Source organism: Pantoea sp. BL1 (assembly GCF_000963985.1).
Taxonomy (GTDB): Bacteria; Pseudomonadota; Gammaproteobacteria; order Enterobacterales; family Enterobacteriaceae; genus Pantoea; species Pantoea rwandensis_B.
On record NZ_JZRH01000003.1, the window covers coordinates 99298 to 120863 of the forward strand.

At 48.5% G+C, this 21566-nt stretch carries 16 protein-coding genes; 1 reads left to right on the forward strand and 15 read right to left on the reverse strand.

The features are described from left to right. Positions 1-317: 317 nt before the first annotated feature. Positions 318-2309, reverse strand: coding sequence for a transketolase (tkt, locus tag VH86_RS02015; protein WP_045831715.1), 1992 nt, complete (start codon positions 2307-2309; stop codon positions 318-320). Between the two features lie 273 nt (positions 2310-2582). Between tkt and VH86_RS02020 the strand changes: the two genes are divergently transcribed. After that, a complete protein-coding gene (locus VH86_RS02020; RefSeq protein WP_038644966.1) occupies positions 2583-3338 on the forward strand; it encodes a M48 family metallopeptidase in 756 nt (251 codons plus the stop codon). Between the two features lie 49 nt (positions 3339-3387). Here VH86_RS02020 and VH86_RS02025 read toward each other — a convergent pair whose 3' ends face one another. The 14 genes from VH86_RS02025 to VH86_RS24800 all read right to left on the reverse strand — a co-directional run bounded on the left by VH86_RS02025 (position 3388) and on the right by VH86_RS24800 (position 21439). Further along, positions 3388-3798: a YidB family protein gene (locus tag VH86_RS02025; protein WP_045831716.1), complete on the reverse strand. Its 411-nt coding sequence runs from the start codon at positions 3796-3798 to the stop codon at positions 3388-3390. A gap of 447 nt (positions 3799-4245) precedes the next feature. Beyond that, positions 4246-5166: an agmatinase gene (gene speB / locus VH86_RS02030; protein WP_034823229.1), complete on the reverse strand. Its 921-nt coding sequence runs from the start codon at positions 5164-5166 to the stop codon at positions 4246-4248. Between the two features lie 221 nt (positions 5167-5387). Next, the gene (locus tag VH86_RS02035; protein ID WP_045831717.1) at positions 5388-6629 is read right to left on the reverse strand and encodes a capsule biosynthesis protein; all 1242 of its coding nucleotides are present in this window, start codon (positions 6627-6629) and stop codon (positions 5388-5390) included. Positions 6630-6718: 89 nt separating this feature from the next. After that, positions 6719-8722 (reverse strand): capsular polysaccharide biosynthesis protein, encoded by a 2004-nt coding sequence (locus tag VH86_RS02040; protein WP_045831718.1) that lies wholly within the window; start codon positions 8720-8722, stop codon positions 6719-6721. 50 nt (positions 8723-8772) lie between these two features. Further along, positions 8773-9324: a dTDP-4-dehydrorhamnose 3,5-epimerase gene (gene rfbC, locus VH86_RS02045; RefSeq protein WP_038644959.1), complete on the reverse strand. Its 552-nt coding sequence runs from the start codon at positions 9322-9324 to the stop codon at positions 8773-8775. Positions 9325-9373: 49 nt separating this feature from the next. Continuing rightward, on the reverse strand, positions 9374-10246 hold the full coding sequence (gene rfbA, locus VH86_RS02050) for a glucose-1-phosphate thymidylyltransferase RfbA (RefSeq protein WP_045831719.1): 873 nt from the start codon (positions 10244-10246) through the stop codon (positions 9374-9376). 107 nt (positions 10247-10353) lie between these two features. Beyond that, a complete protein-coding gene (rfbD, locus tag VH86_RS02055; protein WP_045831720.1) occupies positions 10354-11241 on the reverse strand; it encodes a dTDP-4-dehydrorhamnose reductase in 888 nt (295 codons plus the stop codon). Next, the gene (gene rfbB, locus VH86_RS02060; RefSeq protein ID WP_045831721.1) at positions 11241-12326 is read right to left on the reverse strand and encodes a dTDP-glucose 4,6-dehydratase; all 1086 of its coding nucleotides are present in this window, start codon (positions 12324-12326) and stop codon (positions 11241-11243) included. Before rfbB ends, rfbD begins: the two co-directional genes overlap by 1 nt. Positions 12327-12470: 144 nt before the next feature. Continuing rightward, the gene (locus VH86_RS02065; protein ID WP_045831722.1) at positions 12471-13478 is read right to left on the reverse strand and encodes a glycosyl transferase group 1 family protein; all 1008 of its coding nucleotides are present in this window, start codon (positions 13476-13478) and stop codon (positions 12471-12473) included. Further along, positions 13466-15478 (reverse strand): glycosyltransferase, encoded by a 2013-nt coding sequence (locus tag VH86_RS02070; protein WP_045831723.1) that lies wholly within the window; start codon positions 15476-15478, stop codon positions 13466-13468. Before VH86_RS02070 ends, VH86_RS02065 begins: the two co-directional genes overlap by 13 nt. Before the next feature lie 77 nt (positions 15479-15555). Beyond that, positions 15556-16467 carry a glycosyltransferase family 2 protein gene (locus VH86_RS02075; RefSeq protein ID WP_045831724.1) on the reverse strand — a complete coding sequence of 304 codons (912 nt, stop codon included), beginning with the start codon at positions 16465-16467 and terminating at the stop codon, positions 15556-15558. Positions 16468-16543: 76 nt separating this feature from the next. Next, positions 16544-17599: a DUF563 domain-containing protein gene (locus VH86_RS02080; RefSeq protein ID WP_045831725.1), complete on the reverse strand. Its 1056-nt coding sequence runs from the start codon at positions 17597-17599 to the stop codon at positions 16544-16546. Next, positions 17592-18140 carry a hypothetical protein gene (locus VH86_RS02085; RefSeq protein WP_045831726.1) on the reverse strand — a complete coding sequence of 183 codons (549 nt, stop codon included), beginning with the start codon at positions 18138-18140 and terminating at the stop codon, positions 17592-17594. Before VH86_RS02085 ends, VH86_RS02080 begins: the two co-directional genes overlap by 8 nt. Further along, entirely contained in the window at positions 18137-21439 is a 3303-nt protein-coding gene (locus VH86_RS24800) for a glycosyltransferase (protein WP_197080182.1), read from the reverse strand. The genes VH86_RS02085 and VH86_RS24800 overlap by 4 nt, the downstream gene beginning before the upstream one ends. Positions 21440-21566 lie beyond the last annotated feature (127 nt).

The window sequence follows — 21566 nt, forward strand, 5'->3', positions numbered from 1 at the left end:
CAAATACCTTGAGCGTTTCGCTGCGTTTTGTACAGGAAATTATTGCCCGCTTAACGTTGCAAAATGATGCCACTGAATTGCAACTGAAACGGTTCAGCTAGAATAAAGCATGCAAGGAATAACAGGAATGATTGCGATCAATTGCGCTGCTGATTATTGGATCTGCGTCACATAATTCGCATGTAAAAATTATTACTTCAGGAATAATTGAACCGTTTCAGGTTTGAGGCGGGAGTTGAAATGAAAAAGGTGCGCATAAATGCGCACCTTCAATAGCGATAATCACCTGTCGGGCCGCCCTTGATGGCGAGCGCTGATTACAGAATAGATTTCGCGGTGTTCACCACGTTCTCAACGGTGAAGCCGAACTCTTTGAACAGCAGTTCTGCTGGAGCAGACTCACCGAAGGTGGTCATGCCGACGATAGCGCCATTCAGACCGGTGTATTTGAACCAGTAGTCTGCGATGCCGGCTTCGATTGCCACACGCGCAGCAACCGCTTTCGGCAGTACAGATTCACGGTAAGCCGCGTCCTGCTTGTCGAAGGCATCGGTAGAAGGCATAGACACCACGCGCACTTTACGGCCTTCGCTGGTCAGCTGGTCGTAAGCGGCAACCGCCAGTTCCACTTCTGAACCGGTAGCGATCAGGATCAGCTCTGGCGTACCTGCGCTGTCTTTCAGCACATAACCACCGCGCGCCACGTTAGCCAGCTGCTCAGCGGTACGATCCTGCTGCGCCAGATTCTGACGAGAGAAGATCAGGGCTGATGGGCCGTCAATGCGCTCGATAGCGTATTTCCAGGCAACCGCAGACTCAACCTGGTCACATGGACGCCACAGGCTCATGTTTGGTGTCACGCGCAGGCTAGCCATCTGCTCAACCGGCTGGTGCGTTGGACCATCTTCGCCCAGACCGATGGAGTCATGGGTGTAGACCATGATCTGACGAATCTTCATCAGTGCAGCCATACGCGCCGCGTTACGTGCGTATTCTACAAACATCAGGAAGGTCGCAGTGTACGGCAGGAAGCCACCGTGCAGTGCCAGGCCGTTCGCGATCGCGGTCATACCGAATTCGCGCACGCCGTAATGGATGTAGTTACCCGCAGCATCTTCGTTGATTGGCTTAGAACCCGACCACATAGTCAGGTTGCTTGGTGCCAGGTCAGCGGAGCCGCCCAGGTATTCCGGCAGGATCTTACCGAAGGCTTCAATCGCATTCTGAGACGCTTTACGGCTGGCGATTTTCGCCGGGTTAGCCTGCAGCTGTTCGATGAACTTCTGCGACTCAGTTTCCCAGTTGGCTGGCAGCTCGTTGTTGGTACGACGCGTGAACTCAGCAGCCAGTTCAGGATGAGCAGCAGCATAAGCAGCAAACTTCTTATCCCATGCGGATTCTTTCGCCTGTCCGGCTTCTTTCGCATCCCACTGCGCGTAGATGTCTGAAGGAATTTCAAACGGCGCGTGGTTCCAGCCCAGCTGTTTGCGGGTGAGTGCGATTTCGTCGTCGCCCAGCGGTGCGCCGTGCGAATCGTGCGTACCGGCTTTGTTTGGTGAACCGAAACCGATGATGGTTTTGCACATCAGCAGTGAAGGTTTGTCTGAAACCGCTTTAGCTTCTTCAACCGCTTTTTTGATCGCGTCTGCATCGTGGCCGTCTACGCCACGCACCACGTGCCAGCCGTAAGCTTCGAAGCGTGCTGCGGTGTCGTCGGTGAACCAGCCATCAACGTGACCGTCGATAGAGATGCCGTTGTCATCATAGAAGGCAACCAGTTTACCCAGTTTCAGGGTACCGGCGATGGAGCACACTTCGTGTGAGATACCTTCCATCATGCAGCCGTCGCCCATGAACACGTAAGTGTTGTGGTCTACGATGTCATGGCCTGGACGGTTGAACTGCGCCGCTAAAGTGCGCTCAGCGATGGCGAAGCCTACTGCGTTAGCGATACCCTGGCCCAGTGGACCGGTGGTGGTTTCAACGCCAGCGGTGTAGCCGTATTCTGGGTGGCCTGGAGTTTTAGAGTGCAGCTGACGGAAGTTCTGCAGCTCGCTCATCGGCAGGTCATAACCGGTGAGGTGCAGCAGGCTGTAAATCAGCATGGAGCCATGACCGTTAGACAGCACGAAGCGGTCACGGTCTGCCCACAGCGGGTTAGTCGGATTGTGGTTCAGGAAGTCACGCCACAGCACTTCGGCGATGTCCGCCATGCCCATAGGGGCACCAGGATGTCCCGATTTGGCTTTCTGTACTGCATCCATACTTAACGCGCGAATGGCGTTGGCAAGCTCTTTACGAGAGGGCATCTTCTACTCCAGGTCGGATTAATGCTCCGCCGCGCTTAACGTATTGTAATTAATCAGTTATCAGGCGAAGCGAGAAAAAAGTCGCACATCAATGTACATGAAAATCGGGGCAAAAGTACATGCGTCGACGTGCTAAATAGCGGGTAAACGGTTGCAATTCGGGGCTTGTCTGCTAGCCAGTGAACAGGATGCACGCTATAACCAAAGCGTTTGAACACCGATCACAATTTCAGGTGTTTGTTTTCTCTACCTTGTTACGCAAAGGACCTCTCAATGAAAATCCGCGCCACCATTCTTGCTGTGGGAATCGCTTCGCTGCTGAGCGGCTGTGAAGGGATGGACAATAACGCGCTACTGCAATCCGGCGCGCAGGCCTATCAGGCTTATACGTTAAATGATTCACAAGTGAAGCAGCTCAGCGATCAGTCCTGTGCCCAGATGGACAAAGACAACCAGCTCGCACCTGCCAACAGTGAATATCAACAGCGTCTGAACAAAATCGCCGCAGCGCTGGGCGATAATATCAACGGCGTGCCAGCCAACTACAAAGTCTATCTGACCAAAGATGTGAATGCGTGGGCGATGGCCAACGGCTGTATCCGCGTTTACAGCGGTTTGATGGATATGATGACCGACAATGAAGTAGAAGGTGTGCTGGGCCATGAGATGGGCCACGTGGCGCTCGGCCATACGCGCAAAGCGATGCAGGTCGCCTATGCCACCACGGCGGCGCGCACGGCTGCGGCATCTGTGGGCGGTGTGATTGGGCAGCTTTCGCAGTCACAGCTGGGTGATTTGAGCGAAAAGCTGGTCAATGCGCAGTTCTCGCAGACCCAGGAATCGCAGGCGGATGACTACTCTTATGACCTGCTGAAAAAGCGCGGTGTTAATCCGCTCGGCTTAGCCACCAGTTTCGAGAAACTGGCGAAAATGCAGCAAGGCCAAACGAGTTCGATGTTTGATTCGCACCCGGACTCCGCAGCACGTGCACAGCACATCCGCGATCGTATTGCGGCAGATGGCAAATAATCGACAATAAAAAGGAGCGCCGATGCGCTCCTCTCTTCCACTTCGGCAATTATCGCTTAAACAGATCATCCACCATCGACCCCAAATCCAGCTGGTTGTTGTGCAGACTCTGCTCATCCAGTTGGCCTTGCGGCGACATCTTATCGATCAATTGCGGCAACAACGAGGCCAGCGTGCCAGATGCACCATTTACATCGGTGCCCAGCTTATCAGCCAGCGACTGCAACGCCTCCTGCCCAAAGGCACTCTGAATCTCACCGCCGCCGACCTGTTGATTACCGCCGGTGCCGATCCACGAACCCAGCACCTCACCGAGCCCGCCCTGTTGAAACTTCTGCAGCAGCACTTCGATTCCGCCCTGCTCCTGCACCCAATTCCAGATCGCCTGCAACTGACCCAACTGATTGCCTTGCCCGTTGCCGTTCCGCAGCGAACCCACTAATTCATCCAGAAAGCCCATGGTGACCTCCAAAGATTGAGTAACCGTGATTAACGAAGCGATAAATAACGCTACGCCCAAAAGTATAGCTACAGGGTGCCGATAACGAATTGTCACCTTTAAGTTGTTGAGGCATCAATGCGAGAAGCGTGACAATGGTCTGTATTCACCAGACGGGGCCATTTCATGGTGAAGATGGTCTACACTGACCGTTTGTTTGCAGGCGATACCAGAGAGAGTCACCGGAGCACCACATACTATGATGACCATTCTGATTATTCTCGCCGTCGTTATCGCGATTGTGCTGATTGGCGCGTATCTGGTGGTAAGGTCTGCCGCTCAGGACATCAATGGCGACTATTAGGAATCGGGGAAGTCGAGAGCAAATGATCGCCCTCAGTTTTTAATCTTTGTATCACTATCAACAGTTGATTTGAGGACAAGGCTCTCGCCCTGCCCTTCCCAGTATTAGCCTTTGTTCGCTGCCTGCACGTGCAGCATATCCAGCGCCAAGGTAGCCGCCGCCAGTGATGTCAGATCGGCGTGGTCGTAACCCGGTGCCACTTCCACCAGATCCATCCCGACGATATTCATGCCCTGCAAGCCACGAATCAGCTTGGTGGCTTTATCGCTGGTCAGGCCGCCGATCACTGGCGTGCCGGTGCCCGGTGCGTGTGCCGGATCCAGACAGTCGATATCAAAGGTCAGATACACCGGCAGATCGCCCACGGTGCGTTTCACTTCCGCCAGAATATCATCGACGCTGCGATCGTTAACCTGTGCTGCATCCAGCACGTTAAAGCCAAGGCTCTTATCAAACTCGGTACGGATACCAATCTGCACTGAGTGATTTGGATCGATCAGCCCTTCTTTCGGCGCGGTGAAGAACATGGTGCCGTGGTCGAAGGTTGGACCGTTAGAGTAAGTGTCAGTGTGCGCATCAAAGTGCACCAGTGCCATTTTACCGAAGTGCTTAGCGTGCGCGCGCAGCAGCGGCAGCGTGACGTAGTGATCGCCCCCAAAGGTCAGCATACGCTTACCGTTTGCCAGCAATTTCTCAGCGTGCGCCTGCAATTTGTCAGAGAGATCCTGTGAATCACCGAATGCGTAAACGAGGTCACCGCAATCCACCACGTTCAGGCGCTGACGCAGGTCGAAATCCCACGGCCAGCGGCAACCTTCCCATGCGAGGTTAGTGGAGATCTGGCGAATCGCACCCGGCCCTAAACGGCTGCCCGGACGACCCGACGTTGCGGCATCGAAAGGTACACCGGTGATCACCCACTCAGCATCGCTGTCGTAAGGCTGGAAGTTCACCGGGAAGCGCATGAAACCGAAGGCGTTAGAAACCAGGGAGTTATCGTACTGATTGCCCAGGGTGTTATACATAACTTGTCCTCTTTAAGATCCGTGAGTCGGTTAGCCACTAAAATATAGGTAAAAAAAATCCCCTCCGCGTCGTTAGGCCCGACGAGGAAGGGATTTATTGAACGTAATTATTGCGGAGATTTTCATGCTCTGCAATCGACGCTTTAATGACATTTGAAATGAATCGCTGATATCACTTTGGCAGCATAGGTACGCACGAGACATTTCCCCAAATTTCCAGCTCACTTCCGTTCGAGATTAGTGAGAGCAGTAGGCTGGAGGGTCTCTGAAGGAATATCGAGCCAGTCGGACTTACCGTAAAAGACGGCATTAATTTGCGTGTTATAAAGCAAATGAGTGCGAAAGCGCTGGAAAAGTTTTTTATCGGGTACAAAATCCGACTGCCAAAACTGGTTGAGCGGCCCCTGCCAGGCCAAGCCTTCGATGTTGTAAAGCGCCTTACCCATCACTTTAAGCGGCTTATTGTGGATTAATGCCGACAGACCGGCGGTACTGTTCACCGTGATCACCGCCCGGGTGTGGGTCAGTAAAGCGGGCAAAGAGAGATCGTGCACATAGATAACCCGACCGCTGATGCCATATTTTTCAGTCAGCACGTTAATGAAGGTGCCATAAAATCGATGGCCACGATCCATTGGGTGGTGTTTAAACACCAGGTGTCGCTCTTTTGGCGCATGACGGGCAAATGATCGGATCACCGTTTCAATATAGTCTCGTACGTCTTTATAAGGGCTGTGATGGATGATCTGACTGTCGTTATAAACTTGTAAAATCGCCAGATAGTACTGATTGTCCAGTTCACCGGTGATATGGCTCAACATGTTGCGTTGCTGCCAGCGGTAGACGAGTTTGCGGCGACCTGCACGTATCCAGCAGCGCATCTCATACCAGGGTGAGAACGACTTATGATGCCTGTAGCCTTTATAACGGTGGCGGCCAAACCAGCCCGCTGCATAATAAAACATGGCATGGGCCGCGCGATTATAGGCACTCGGCTTCCACGGCGTCGGCGTTTTCAATTCGGGCAGCGGCTGCTCGCGATAATATTTCGCATCAATGGGCATTGAAGAAAATGCATTTACGCCCCCTTTTTCAAGGGTGATATAAAACGGACGAAAGTATCCTTCTTCGAATGCAAGGAAATCGATCGACTGGGTACTCGACCATTTCTTAGCTTCGACATGCATTGGGCGGCAGTCACCGAAACAGACAATGGTGTCGAAGGGGTACTTTTTGTGCAACTCACGCAGCCAATAAGCAAATTTCTTCGCCGATCCGGTGTAATGCAGCGCGGTTTCTTTCGCGGCATACCATGAATCCCCGGCATTGAAGCAAACCTGCTTCACTTCACGATGGCTGTTCTGCAACCAGATCGCCAGACGTGCAAAGCAAGGGCCCATTGGCCCCTGTAAAAAAAGATATCGTCGGCCATTAAGCAAATGGCGGATAGCTGGCTCTTCCATTATTTTTCCCAGAGCGGTTCCGTTGCGGGATCGCATATATGAGTGGCTTGATGACCGTTTTTCTTTCATTGGTGGGGATAAATCGTTCGCTAACGAAATGTCTGCACGAGGTAGCTCAATTTCATTTGCCAGCGTTGCCAGCGGCTGGATTTCTGTGCCGGGGAGTTGCCCTGCTGCGCTAACTGGTGGATTAACTGCTCCGGGCTCATCCACAAACCACTCTGCCAGTCGATATATCGTGGATAGGCGACCAGCGTGGTATAAACCAGCGCAGCCAAAGATAAATGACGCTGGCGACGTTCAGCGGGATGGATATCGTTCGTCAGCCCCCAGCCGCTATAAAACGGCTGGCCCCAGGTGGTGACTTTCACACCCTGCACTAAAGCTTCAAAACCGCTCAGCGAAGTCATGGTATGCAGCTCGTCTACATGCGGGTAGAGACTGGTCAGGCCGATATCCAGCACCTGGCTATCGACACAAGACGTCAAACACGCCTCAGATATCGCCCCTTCACGGTTGCCTGCTACCACGTCTGGATGGGGTTTAAACAAAATATGAGCTTCCGGTCTGGCGGCACGTACGGCCCATAGCAGTTGTTCATTGCTATGAATGACCGGGCTACCCGTCAGGATCGATGCATCACCATCGACCTGACCCACCACCAGCAGCAGCGGACGACCATCAACAGGCGGCGTGAAAGGTTGCACATTACCGACGTTGTATTTGCTGACCCCATTCTGCTGAAGCAGATCAATTAGCGCCGCGCCGCGCGCCAGCTGTTTTTCTGTCAGTTGCTGTTGATTCAGCAGTTGCTCGATCCGGCTTGGCCGACGGCTGTCGAAATAGATCCCCACAGGATCAATAGAGAGCGATGAAGGGCGACACAGATTAGACCCCAGACCTCGTGAGCGGATAAAGCCGTCTTCCACTCGTATAGGGTTGGCGAGTTCAGGATGACGACTGCCCCAGACCAAAACCTGCTCATCAGAAGCCACCTGTTTTGGTAGCTTACGCACAAAGCAGATCTCCTCAGCTAGCGGCGAACAGAAAGCACGCATAAATGCGCGTTTCCACAACGAGAAACCCACCAGATACAGGCGTCGATAATGCGGGGGCGGATTCTGCTGACGCGCGATAATGGGCAACACCTGCTCCACTTCACAGCGCTCGCCCAGCACCGGATCGAGGTAGCGCGGATACTGAATCAACGCCGCTGCCACCAATTGTGGCAGGCAGGCCTTCGTCTGCCGCCGCTTAAGATGTTGACTGTCATGGGTCAGCCCCCATCCCGCGTAAAACGGCATGCCGAAGCAATAGACTGTCTTGCCCAGCAATAGGGCTTCGAACCCCATCTGGGATGATACGGTGTAGACCGCGTCTACCTGATTGAGCAGTGCATGGGGATGGCAGTGATCGGCTACCACTTCCACATCCTCCATCTGCAAACGCGCCAGTACGCCACTCTTTCTGCCCAGACGGGTATCCGGGTGAGTGCGTAGCAGGAGCCGGGCATCAGGATGGTTGCGCCTTGCTGCTGCGACCATATCAATAAAATCTGCTTCGCTAGCCAGCGCGCCAGGGATGGAGAGATCACCGGCCACCTGATCAATCAGCAACACTTTAGAGCGAGGATCGTTTTGCAGACGTATGGCTAGAGCTGCTGGTAAATCGCGCGCTGCGCCGTAGCAGTTGTATTTGGTGATCCCCAGACGAAGCAGTTCGCTCGTCAGCTTCTCAGCTCTCGCCAGCATAGCAGCATTGCACGGTGTGGCGATTAATTGCTCAAGGTAACTAGGCTGGCGGGCATCATAGTAAACGCCTACCGGATCAACGATCAGGGAGACTGGCACGCCTCCCCTGGCGGGGTGGCCAATATAGCCGATAAAGCCATCTTCCAGTTGCCAGTACGGCAGCCCGAGTTTCTCGGCCCTTTGCTTTATCTGGCGAGTATTGGTCTTTTGGCCCCAGCCAACCAGCACATCGTCTTCAGCGAGCGTCATACTGGCTTTGAAGGCATGTAATGTGTGGCCAAGCAGCGGCTCAAACCGTGCTTTTTTGGCAAGGATTCCGGCTGAACCTGTGTAAAATTTCATTCGAACTCTGCGCGGTAGAAACTCCCCACGCCATCGCGGAGGAGTGTGACTCAGATAAAGTGCTCTGCGTCTGGGAGGGACTTAGCAATGCTGTCTTTGGTCGAGGTGAGAATCTCGCTGTCGATTTTCGGCCACGTGATGGCTAAGGTCTCGTCATTCCAGCGAATGCCACGGTCACTTTCCGGCGCATAGTAATGGGTGGTTTTATACAGGAATTCTGCGGTGTCGCTTAGCGTCATAAAACCGTGAGCAAAACCTTCTGGGATCCACAGCTGGCGCTTGTTCTCACCCGACAAATGCACTCCCACCCACTGACCAAAGGTCGGGGAACTTTTACGGATATCCACCGCCACGTCGAACACTTCACCTGCGATACAACGCACCAGTTTGCCCTGCGCATGCGGCGCGAGCTGGTAATGCAGGCCACGTAATACACCCTTAGAGGATTTTGAGTGGTTGTCCTGGACAAAGTTTACGCTGCGGCCAATGGCAGTTTCGAATTGCTGATGACTGAAACTTTCGAAGAAGAAACCACGATCATCGCCAAACACTGTTGGTTGAAGAATAAATACATCGGGAATTGCAGTTTGAATAACATCCATGGTTGAAACCTGATTCCAAAAGGGACGCATGCCCCAGAAAAAAAGAAAATTACTTAATCATTTTCAGCAGATACTGCCCGTAGGCATTCTTAGCCAGTGGCGCGGCTAATGTGCGCACCTGGTCGGCATCGATGAATTTTTTACGGTAAGCAATCTCTTCAGGGCAGGCCACTTTCAACCCCTGACGGGTTTCGATCGTCTGAATGAAGTTGCTGGCCTCAATCAGGCTCTCATGGGTGCCGGTATCCAACCAGGCAAAACCACGGCCCATCATGGCAACTGACATCTCACCCTGTTCAAGGTAAATGCGGTTGAGATCGGTGATTTCCAGCTCGCCACGCGGGGAGGGTTTTAGGCTTTTGGCAATCTCTACCACGCGATTATCGTAGAAATAGAGCCCGGTGACTGCATAGTTGCTCTTTGGCGCCAGCGGTTTCTCCTCCAGGGAGATCGCTTTACCTTCTGCATCAAACTCCACTACGCCATAGCGCTCAGGATCATGCACATGATAGGCAAAGACCGTGCCTCCCGCCGATTTGCTCGCAGCCGCTTCCAGCTCTTTTTGCAGGTCGTGACCGTAGAAGATGTTGTCACCCAGCACCAGCGCGCAGTCATCGTTTCCGATAAAGTCTTCGCCGAGGATGAAGGCTTGAGCCAAACCGTCTGGACTTGGCTGTACTTTGTATTGCAGATTCAGGCCCCATTGGCTGCCATCGCCTAGCAATTGCTCGAAGCGCGGCGTATCTTGCGGGGTGCTGATGATCAAAATATCGCGAATACCGGCCAGCATCAGGGTGCTCAACGGGTAGTAGATCATCGGTTTGTCATAGATTGGCAGCAGCTGCTTACTCACCGCCATGGTCACCGGATAAAGGCGAGTACCAGACCCACCAGCCAGAATAATACCTTTAAGCTTGCTCATAACTCTTCAATGCTTCTTTCTTGATTACTGTAAAAGGGAGGCCACTGTGCCACCCCAGACAAAGTCCACGTCGATTAAAAAGGCATCAATAGCCTCACTTGATCTGTTTACTTGCCGAGGATTTCGGCCAACATGCGATCCACGCCGACAGTCCAGTCCGGCAGCGTCAACCCGAAGGTGCGCTGAAACTTGCAGGTATCAAGGCGTGAGTTATGTGGACGTTTAGCCGGCGTCGGGAATGCACGGGTCGGGACGGGGTTCACCTGAGTGACTGCCAGCTCAATGCCGGCTGCACGTGCGGTGGCGAATACGCGCTGAGCATAATCAAACCAGGTGGTGGTGCCAGAGGCGATCAGGTGATAAAGCCCGGTAACTTCTGGTTTCTCCTGTGCGATACGGATCGCATGAGCTGTGCAATCGGCCAGCAGTTCTGCCCCGGTCGGTGCTCCAAACTGATCGTTGATGACCGACATCTCACTGCGCTCATTACCAAAACGCAGCATAGTTTTGGCAAAGTTGGCACCACGAGCGGCATATACCCAGCTGGTACGGAACACCAGATGACGAGAGCAAAGTGCAGCAGCCTGTTCGCCCGCCAGTTTGGTTTCACCGTAAACGTTCAGCGGTGCGGTCTGGTCTGTTTCCAGCCAGGGTTTTTCGCCGCTGCCGTTGAAGACGTAGTCGGTGGAGTAGTGAACCAGCCAGGCGCCCAGCACCTCGGCTTCTTTCGCGATGGCGGCAACGCTTGTAGCGTTGAGCAGCTCGGCAAAATCGCGTTCGCTCTCGGCTTTGTCCACCGCCGTATGGGCGGCAGCGTTCACAATCACGTCTGGCTTCAGCAGACGAACGGTCTCGGCCACACCCGCCGGGTTACTGAAATCCCCGCAGTAGTCGGTGGAATCAAAATCCACCGCGGTAATCCGACCAAGCGGCAACAGCGCACGCTGTAACTCCCAGCCAACCTGACCATTTTTGCCAAACAGAAGAATATGCATCAGTGACGTTCCTGGTAGTTTTTCGCGATCCAGTCCTGATAACTGCCGCTTTGAACGTTATTCACCCACTGCTGGTTATCCAGATACCATTGCAAGGTTTTACGGATGCCGGACTCGAACGTCTCCTGCGGCTGCCAGTTCAGCTCATGGCTCATTTTGCAGGCATCAATGGCATAGCGACGGTCATGACCTGGGCGGTCGGCTACGTAGGTGATCTGCTCGCGGTAAGAACTGGCTTTTGGCACCATCTCGTCGAGCAGATCGCAAATAGTGTGCACCACATCCAGGTTCTGTTTCTCGTTGTGGCCGCCGATGTTGTAGGTTTCACCTACCACACCTTGGGTGACGACGGTATAAAGCGCGCGGGCATGATCTTCGACATACAGCCAGTCGCGGATTTGATCGCCTTTACCGTAAATGGGCAGTGCTTTGCCATCCAGCGCATTGAGGATCACCAGCGGGATCAACTTCTCCGGGAAGTGATACGGACCGTAGTTGTTGGAGCAGTTGGTGACGACTGTCGGCAAGCCATAGGTGCGATGCCATGCGCGCACCAGATGATCGCTAGAGGCCTTAGACGCAGAGTAAGGGCTGCTTGGCGCGTATGCTGTGGTTTCGTTAAAGAGAGGCAACTCAGTACCTGCGCTCACTTCATTCGGATGTGGCAGATCGCCGTACACTTCATCAGTTGAGATGTGGTGGAAACGGAACGCCAGCTTGCGGTCTTCATCCAGCTCGCTCCAGTAAGCGCGAGCCGCTTCGAGCAGCGTATAGGTGCCGACGATATTGGTTTCGATAAAAGCGGCTGGCCCCGTAATGGAGCGATCCACATGACTCTCAGCAGCCAGATGCATCACCGCATCGGGTTGATGAGTGGCAAAGACCCGATCCAGCTCCACACGCTGACAAATATCGACCTGTTCAAAGGTATAACGGTCACTTGCCGCGACATCGGCCAGCGATTCCAGATTGCCTGCATAGGTGAGTTGATCAAGATTGATCACTGCATCCTGAGTTTCACGGATGATGTGGCGAACAACAGCAGAACCGATAAAACCGGCTCCCCCAGTTACAAGGATTTTCATAAGCAATTTTTACTTTCTATGTGGATGAAATGGTCACCAGAAAACGGTCTTTGCTCTGCGTTTTGACCGTGTGTTAGCGGCAGGCGCATGTGAATACATGGCCGGCTTTAAATTAGAGTGTTTTATTTGCCGACGCGTTGGGTGTTAATACAATAACGAGTCCGTATATTCTTTCGCATTATTCGCCAGCGTTAGGCGTTTTTGATCGGAATTGACCAACAGCGATATTGCCTCAATCCATTTTTGTGGATCGTTACTCAGCAATACACCATTAATATTCTGTTCAATAAAATCACTATAGGGCGCGCAATTGCTATAAACCCCTACAGCTCCCATACGAATGAAATCATAAAATTTGACTGGACCGCGCGCCCTATTGAATGCCGACTCCAGTAAAGGTGCCAGACCAATATCGATTCGGTGGTGCTGCGTATAATCCAGATAGTTTTGCCAACTCATCGGATGCAATACCGTTACGCGTGGTAAATCGCGATAGAGTTTATAAACCTCGTGCTCACCAAATATTTCGAAGCTGGCTTGTGGACACTGCGCCAATACGCCTGCCACTACCTCGCGCAACCAATACTTCTCGGCCTGATGCGAGCTTGAACCGTGATAAGCGATTTTTACGGGCTGCTTTACAGCAAGCAACTGTGGCGTGGGCTTAGCAGGCACTACATCGGGATTGAGGTGCGCATATTTCCTCGCCAGATACGACGTCGATACCCAGATACTGTCGCAATGCGAGGTGATCCAGCGGTGCTGGGCTGCAGAACGACGAATAATTTTAGTCCGATAACCTTTAGGTAACGCCGTCAAAGCCGATGGATCCAGCAAATCGTCATCCATGAAATAGACCACCTGTGAGAGGTCATCCATATTGCGGGCGATTTCGCGCTGCCACGGGGCAGAAATAAAGCGGATGACTACGATAGCGGTGCCTTTATCCACTTCGATAGTGGGTGTGGTTAAGGTATCCACTAGCTGACATTGTGCGCCGGAAAAACGGCTTCTGATGGCGGCTTCAAAATAGGCCAGCGTCGGTGAATTGCCCTCATGCAAAATCAGTAATGTGCGGCACTCTGTCCCGCTGCTTTGCTTATTCAACTTCAAATAGGGTTTAAACAGCGCCTTTCTGATTAACTCGTCCATGGCAGTACCACATTAGGAGTATGGCTTAGGGAGAAATCGGGTCGATCGTAGCTCAGGTTAGGATTGTATGCAGGATCGTGTTTGAGCCGCCTGGCCCAGCGTTTTTTCATATAGCGCAGTTCACCCCGCGAGCGTGCCAGTTGTTCCGGCGTCACATCTTTGCCTCGAGATACCGACTCATGGTGGTATAGCTCAGCAAAAGGCGTCCAGACGATGCGCCACCCAGCCTCCCCCACCCGCAGACAGTAATCCACGTCGTTAAAGGCCACTGGCAGGTTCACTTCATCTAAGCCGTTGAGAGACAAATAGAGTTCCCGAGGGGTAAGCAAACAGGCCGCGGTCACAGCGGACAATTCCTGCGCGCTCACCGCCCTGCGCTGGTAACCGGGCTCGTCGGCGGCCAGGCCACTGTGGAAATGATCGGCACAGCCCCCCGGCCCAACCGCATCCCCCGCATGCTGAACCCGACCATCACCGTAATAGAGTCGAGCCCCTACAATCCCTACGCCCGGTCGCAGCAGGTGAGAAACCATCTCATCCAGCCACAGTGGGTTGATCACTTCTGTATCGTCATTCAACAGGCAGATAAACTCACCCGTGGCCTCACGCACCCCGGCGTTGTTGATCGCCGAGTAGTTAAACGGATGGTCCCAGGAGATGACCTGCACACCATACTCTTTGCTGATATGAGCAAAATAGGCCAGTGTTTCAGGGTCATCACTCTGGTTATCCATTACCATTATTTCAACATTTGGGTAGCAGGTGTGTTGCACCAGGCTTCCAATACAAGGTCTGAGATGTGCCAGCCCGTTGCGAGTGGGAATAATCACCGACACCCGCGGCAGTTCAGCTGGCAACGGCCAGCGCCAGCGGCAAATCCCGTGTGGCGCTGACTCCAGCGTTACGCCGACGGGCAAATCTTGCAGCATAGCTGCCAGTGATTCATAGCTATCTTGCATCGGCAATGTGTCCGGCACGTGCATCAACAAGGCCGGAATGTGTGCAATCTCTTGTGGCGCAAGCTGGCGAGCCAACTGGAACCACCCACGATAACTTTCAGCTCCATCCTGAGGGATGGATTTATCTCCCTGCTCCCGCCATAACCCACACCAGCCAATATAGTTTTGGCTTTGCAGCAAAGTTTCATTCCAGTCAGGCTTGAAGTCTGGCGAGTGGCGTTTACCTTTACCATCCAACAAATCGTGATCGCCGTAAATCCATTGCGCATTGGGTGTTTGGCGTAGCTGATGCGCCAGCCACACCAGTGCAGCCGGAGCCAGTTCAGCGCCCACAGGAATCGCCCATTGCCACTCTCCCACTGGCCTGTGCGCGGCTGGAGGTTGTTCCAGCACAGTGATATGTGTTGTCGGGTAACATAGCGCCGCGATGCTGGTGAGGGTGCGTTGCCGTGACGCCTCATCGCCCCCCTTCACCAGATGCAGACATACATGGGGCAGATTGCCCCAGCGGGCCAGCAGACGGTCAATCAGGCGGCGCTCACCAGGTTGCACGGTATCGAAATTAGCCAGCCAGTGTTCGTAGGCGTGCAGCGGCCTGTCGTCACGGATCTTGCCGACCAGCTGGTAAGCCTGCTGTAAGTCGGTAAACCACAGATGCCAAGACAACCCCAGGCGCTTGCGCTTTTGCGCGTCCAGGCGCTGATAGAAATGCCACACCCGGCGTAAACGGCGCCAAAGGCTGGTGCCCGCAGACACCGGCGCAAAGCAGGTAATATTCAGCTGACATTCTGCCCCTTCACTGCTGGCTAATAGACCCACTTCACAGGCACCCGCAGGCAGCCAGACTAGCTCCAGCAAAGTGCCACGACGCGTAATCGGCAGAATTTGTTCATGCCAAATCTCTTGATTGCACTGCCAACGTAACCGGGTTTCACCGCGTGACTGGTTGGTACGCAGGATTCCCCGAAGCAGGAACCAGCCAGCGCGTAATAAAGTTGTGTCTGGCAGCGCCAGAGGGTGCCATTGGTGATCGCTATGCATAGAGGGTTTACAGCCATGAAGTGGGAAAGCCCGCCTCAAGTTCAAGTTAAGAAAAAGAAGCAAAAAACAATGAGGGTCTAGCGCCTCAGAGCCTGCAGCCAATGATAAATACGTGTACGTAAGCTCGAGTGGGTGGGGGCAACTGAATAATTTAAATTTATCAAAGAAGACAGTCTTTCCATTTCAGCCTTAACGAGTAGTACGTTCTCTGCAGCTGAATTACATTCCTCGTCATTACGATCATGAGCTATAAAATAGTCTTTGTGTTTGACTCGATTGAAGGTAGCTGCACTTCCTCTGATATGCTTACCAAGTAAGAATTCTTCAACGGATTTTACAGCGTAATGATTGACACGGGCTCCTTCCCATAAAACTTCAGCACTCACGCCGTTGCCATGTTTAGGATGCAAAACAAGATCACGTCCCAAGGCATCAACATAGCGTCCAGATCTGAGTTCTGCGAAGTGAGGATTGTGGAAGTATGAAACTTGGGTTGGACGAATAATGCTTTTAAAATTACGATGTACGTTAAACCTTTTTGGGGCTCTTCGGGTAAAACGCTCGATCACTAATTTATCTTCTGAAAAAACATGAGAGTTAGAACCGAAATTAGCCCAATTTAAAGCAACAGCACTAACATTTTCATCTGAGAAACGCGCTTCAAGAAAATCTTTAATAGATATTCCAGCACATAACGGCACTAGAAATTCATCAGCATCAATAAACGCAAGCAAATCAACATCCGGGGAACAAAAACTTAATATTTTTGAGTACGCTGGCAATTGTGGCTTCTGCCCAGCGACAGTGGGGAAATCGACTACAATTATATTTTCAGTTTTAGACAAAGAGCTTAAAATCTCACGACTCCCATCCTTGCTATCGTTATCAGCAATGATAAAGCCATCCACCCCAATTACTTTATGATAGGAAATCCACTCTAAAAGTGAATTAACTTCATCCTTAATAATCGCAGCAATATATAGTTTCAATGTCAACTCTCATCAACAAGCTAAAATTAATAAAAAAAACGCACAATAAAACTATAATTAGCATCAACTGATGCCATCACACTTTACTCAACTTAACCTTGTAAAAATCCACTATATCCTTCAAAACCTCATCATTAAGATGAGATTGAGAGAAACAATCGGAACTTATAAAGGATGTTTCTCTTAATCGATGAATTAAACTGCTCAGGGAAAATGAAACAGATAAGGCATTTGCCTCTCTATCTTCTGTATCTAACGTCATTACATCATCAAAAAAATAAGACTCAACAGTTGCCCTATTAACTAACCCCTTAAAAGTCGGGTAGTTTTTTCTTCTTGATATCAGAAATATTTTTGCTTTTATTTCTGGAATCAGATCTAAGGTATGTAAAGCACTACCTTCCTCAGCAACTATATGTGAAGCATTAAAGAAAAGTTTTATTTGCTGTTCAACGGATAAATTCTCCGGAAAAACCTCAGTGTAATCATTGCCTTTCAATATCTCTGCGAGAGCGTCCAGACCAGCTAATCTTCCTTTCAACTTGAAAAATCGCCGTGAAATAAAAATTTTCTTTGGATAACTATCATCTTTATATCTGCCATTTTTATAAAATGGTAGATATTCTTTGGTATGCCATACTTCCCTGAATCCAATACCATGACTTTGTGCTGGAGCAATTAGATTCTCAGTTTGAATTGAGTCATTCACAAAGATAATTTTATTAAGATCCAAATTAAAAAACTCAAACAACTCTAATATATGCTTTGGCAAACTTTCTATAGTATCTTTATCACTTCGACCTAAAATTATTATCTTATCAACAACCTCTCTATATTCATTATAGGCCCATGCGCGACTAAGAGTTTGAGTGATCAAATGACCAAATTGATTAATAAATGGACCGAGATAAAAGAAGGTTCCTGATTCATACTTATAAGATAATTTGTTTTTAACTTCAGATAGACGAACTTCATTAATAAGGAGTTTTTTATTTTCTCCACGAACTAAACCGCGAACAGAGCTAGTTAATTCATCATGAACAATTCCATGTATATAATTATCGTATACATCCCTGCAATCTAAAGTATAAGGAATTATTTTCGCATCTTTCAAAAAATAAACGTTATTCATTCCATATTCTCTTTAGGATCTCATTAAATTTATTTATTGTTTTATCTATGCCGTCGAAAGAGGTGTCAATAGTAAATGTTGCTGAATTATAGATTTCAATTCTTATTGGTGAGTATTCTATTGAGCAATGAGTAAAAAAATCTCTAGGATCTTTTGGCCTATTAATAATGTAACGTTCATGTGATACTTTTGGTTTGGCATCAATACAGATTACGTTATATATATTTGAATATTTTTCAAGAAGACTAACATTCTGGAAAGCAGCCCCCACATCAATTATATGACGCTCAGTAGGCTTAGTTCCGATAATTTCAAATAGATAATTCATACCCAAGATGAAAAATGCTTGGGTGCCTAGTTCTTGCATTACACGATAAGCCCCACCGGAATCGACTAAATTATACTTCCGTGCGGCTTGATAAACTACATCATCCAATTCATAAATATTAACCACCTCGTCTAAATTTATATTTTTAATTATCGATGACTTACCAACCCCTGAAGGTCCAATGACAAAAACTACATTTTTAATAAAGCTCATCTATAATTTTCCATTAGCTCTTTCACTTGTTCATTTACAGTTCTTATCTTATTCGCGTCAATAGGCTGTTTGAATAATCTGATATTTTTATCAATCCTCCTGACCGCTTCACAGATGCTGATTAAATCAGGATTAATAATCATACCTGTTTTTTCTTCTATAACGTCTTCTCCAATCCCGCCAAGATTACTTGCTACTACCCAGCACCCACAGGCTGCTGCTTCTCTTGTTACGAGACCATAACTCTCAGGCCATATAGATGGAGCAAAAATAACGTCCAATTGACGGTATAGTTCAACAATCCGATTTTGTGGTACACGTCCAATAACAGTTACTGGTACATCTCCCCACTTTGTTGTTTGAGAGTAACTATCATCTTTACTATGATCAACTAGCATAATACTGATATTGATTGGTTGTACTATCTCAATCGCTTTCTTGAATAAAAAAAATCCCTTATGTGCGGACATACCACCAATATGGCCACACACAATACGTTCATTGTCACTTGTATCTTTAAGATCCCATAATTGATTTGAACTTATACCATTTCTATTTACTCGAATTCTACTGAGGCCATTTTTTCGATAAATCTGCGCGAAAGACTCCGAAACAGTTAATATCTCATTAGCGTCAGATAATAACTCTGATAGATATTCAATACGTTCGATAGATTGTGAAAATGTCACATTATTCGGTAATAATCGAGGAGAGAAACGATCCGGATGTCCTTCAGGGTATAATTTACCCTCTGAATCAACAAGGAACTGATAATCTGAAATCCACCAGGCGTCGTGTGCTGTTACCATATAAGGAGTGCTCATATCACGAGCAGCTTCTACTACCGATCCTGTCAGTCGCTGTACGCTATGGAAATGAACTAAATCTGGTTTCTCAATTTCTAGAAAACGTTTAAAAAGATCATACATTTTGGGATCTTGAGGATGCCAGTCCATATTCTCACGGTGAAGAACTGTCGATCGATAAACAGTGATGCCTTCTTGTTGATATATATCAAGTTGATAAGGAGTAGTACAACGCTCGTCAGAGGTAAAAATAACAACGTCAATTTCATCTCCGTAATGAGACTTTAATATCTCGACATTGTCGGCAACGACACGCGTGGCACCACCAATAGCCTGTGGAGGGTAAAAAACATTTACCAGTGCTATTTTTCGCTTTTTCTTTTTATACGGAACAAGTGAATTCAATTTGTCAACAAGTTCTTTACCAAGCACTTTTATGCTGTAACATTGCTCTACTTTGTACAATGCTTTTTCAGCCATTTCCTTACGTAACGCTGCATCTTCAATTAACTTACTTAAAGCAATAACCCATTCTTCTTCGTTAGTTGCCAGATAAGCATCTACCCCATTTTCCAGCACATCTCTATAATTCTGGGTGCTACTGACTACGGATGGAATGCCAAAACAAGCAGCTTCAAACCATTTTAACTCACTTTTACATGCATTAATTACGTCATCATGTAAAACTGCTAAATTAATATCAGCTTGTTGTAAAATACTCAAATATGCCTTGATACTGGACAGCGGTGGAACTTGCCTAAGCTGATTTGCAAAGCCATCGACAAAGCTTGATGGTAGTTTCAAGTAACCTGCGATAACTAAACGTACCTGAGGATATTTAGTTAGAATTCGTTTTAAAGAAGGAAGCGCTTGCTCAATGAAATCACTATTGTGAGCTTGAGTTCCGCTTCCGTAGAAAATATCAATATATTCTCGACTATCACGTTCAACAGGCTTGATTATACTTAGTTTATCTAAACCATTACGATGCAAAAAACAAACTCCAGATGATACCAATCCTTTAAGTTTGTCACACAATGGGAGTGTAGATGCCAATCCATATGTGCATAGTCGTGCAGCCGAATTAAATAAGGCCATCCCTTTACGAAGTTCAATGTGAACATTTAGAGAAAGGTAACCGCCATATGTCTCAAGATCTGCTGGATAGACACTGTCAAAAATATAATCGTCAATCTCGTAAATAGATATTTTTCCAGCCGCATTTATTTTTGCAATTGATTTTATTACTTCTGGCACTGCTGGAACGCGATAAAAAATAACTATGTCATGCAATGCCAATTCATTAGCGTGATCATTTAATTTTGTCCAGTCAACGCATGTAACAACCTTCCCTTGACTTTCAAGTTGTTCAGTTTTTTGTTCAATTCGATAACGTTGACATTGCGGTACATGATAATCTCCCACAATAAGTATTTTATCATGGTTTATTTCAAGCTTAGGTTTTATAATATCATTTACACCATTATAAGCGAGATAAGATTTATAAATATTCTCAGTGTAAATCCAAGTCTGATCTTTTAATTCTTCCCGCTTATCTAATGAAGCTAAAATTTGTATCTTTCCAGAAAAAGATGAATAATAATTATTAACATACTGATCTAACATTTCTTTTTGATCAGTAAACTCCGGATGGAATTGTAATCCTTTCGTAATGGCCGTGAGAGCCTCATAGTGCAAATTATTGGCACTCTCAGCTTGGGCTAGTAAAACGAACAACCAACGGCTAATATTATTACTCGATTCCGAAGAAATATTTTTAGCTGCTTCATAATAAATATCAGCCGCAGTTCTAAAATCTCCAGCGTCTAAATAAGTATTTCCCAGTAACTCCAAAACGCGCGGAGTAAGGTGAAAATATAATGCTAACCGATATGCAGAACGACTCGCCTGCTGTTCATGTTTTGATCCACTCGATTTATACTTTAGATAGAAAGATTTCCCAAGTCTCTCGTAGAACAACGAGTTACCTACAGGGCAATCGGCAAATTTTATGGGTTGAGAAAAGTTACCACTAAGGATATCCTGAATAAGCTGAATCGATACCTCTAGGCCACTCTGCTTATTACGTTCAATAACATTAGCTATATCATTTTCATTCAAGTCAAGAGTGCTGTATCCACCATGCATCTTCATCCATTCGACAAGTGTTCTGGCACGCCCTTCTTTTTTCCCATGAAGCAACCAATGTACTTTCGCCTGAGTTTTATTAATTTTCCCATTCTTGCTAACATCAGGATAGCTTCTACAGTAAAAATCAGGTTCGATATCAAATTCAGTTTCCTGAGAGGAATCAACATTACTAAATTCTAACAACTTTCGTAAGCTAGGATGGCGATTTTCTTTTTTCCCAAAATTCTGCCAATGCCGATGTAACCCTTCATCATCTATATCTGCAAGATCACTATAATACTGCCCATAAAAATTTATATCTAATTCTGGCGAAAATGTTTTTTTCTTTTTACGTTTAAACATGAAATTGCAACTCATAATTTTGAAAAGCTTATTGAAAAGGTAAACAAAACCCACAAAATCAGCACTCTTAAGAAATGAGATTCATTTAATTTATCATTGCATGTGATTTAGCATGTTTCGAATGACG

Excerpts from the sequence above, each read along its gene's own strand:
- VH86_RS02020 (WP_038644966.1), top strand. The coding sequence starts at position 2,583 with ATGAAAATCCGCGCCACCATTCTTGCTGTGGGAATCGCTTCGCTGCTG.
- rfbA (WP_045831719.1), bottom strand. The coding sequence starts at position 10,246 with ATGAGCAAGCTTAAAGGTATTATTCTGGCTGGTGGGTCTGGTACTCGC.
- rfbD (WP_045831720.1), bottom strand. The coding sequence starts at position 11,241 with ATGCATATTCTTCTGTTTGGCAAAAATGGTCAGGTTGGCTGGGAGTTA.
- tkt (WP_045831715.1), bottom strand. The coding sequence starts at position 2,309 with ATGCCCTCTCGTAAAGAGCTTGCCAACGCCATTCGCGCGTTAAGTATG.
- VH86_RS02040 (WP_045831718.1), bottom strand. The coding sequence starts at position 8,722 with ATGAAATTTTACACAGGTTCAGCCGGAATCCTTGCCAAAAAAGCACGG.
- VH86_RS24800 (WP_197080182.1), bottom strand. The coding sequence starts at position 21,439 with ATGTTTAAACGTAAAAAGAAAAAAACATTTTCGCCAGAATTAGATATA.
- VH86_RS02080 (WP_045831725.1), bottom strand. The coding sequence starts at position 17,599 with ATGAATAACGTTTATTTTTTGAAAGATGCGAAAATAATTCCTTATACT.
- VH86_RS02035 (WP_045831717.1), bottom strand. The coding sequence starts at position 6,629 with ATGGAAGAGCCAGCTATCCGCCATTTGCTTAATGGCCGACGATATCTT.
- rfbC (WP_038644959.1), bottom strand. The coding sequence starts at position 9,324 with ATGGATGTTATTCAAACTGCAATTCCCGATGTATTTATTCTTCAACCA.
- rfbB (WP_045831721.1), bottom strand. The coding sequence starts at position 12,326 with ATGAAAATCCTTGTAACTGGGGGAGCCGGTTTTATCGGTTCTGCTGTT.
- VH86_RS02070 (WP_045831723.1), bottom strand. The coding sequence starts at position 15,478 with ATGCATAGCGATCACCAATGGCACCCTCTGGCGCTGCCAGACACAACT.
- speB (WP_034823229.1), bottom strand. The coding sequence starts at position 5,166 with ATGTATAACACCCTGGGCAATCAGTACGATAACTCCCTGGTTTCTAAC.
- VH86_RS02025 (WP_045831716.1), bottom strand. The coding sequence starts at position 3,798 with ATGGGCTTTCTGGATGAATTAGTGGGTTCGCTGCGGAACGGCAACGGG.
- VH86_RS02085 (WP_045831726.1), bottom strand. The coding sequence starts at position 18,140 with ATGAGCTTTATTAAAAATGTAGTTTTTGTCATTGGACCTTCAGGGGTT.
- VH86_RS02065 (WP_045831722.1), bottom strand. The coding sequence starts at position 13,478 with ATGGACGAGTTAATCAGAAAGGCGCTGTTTAAACCCTATTTGAAGTTG.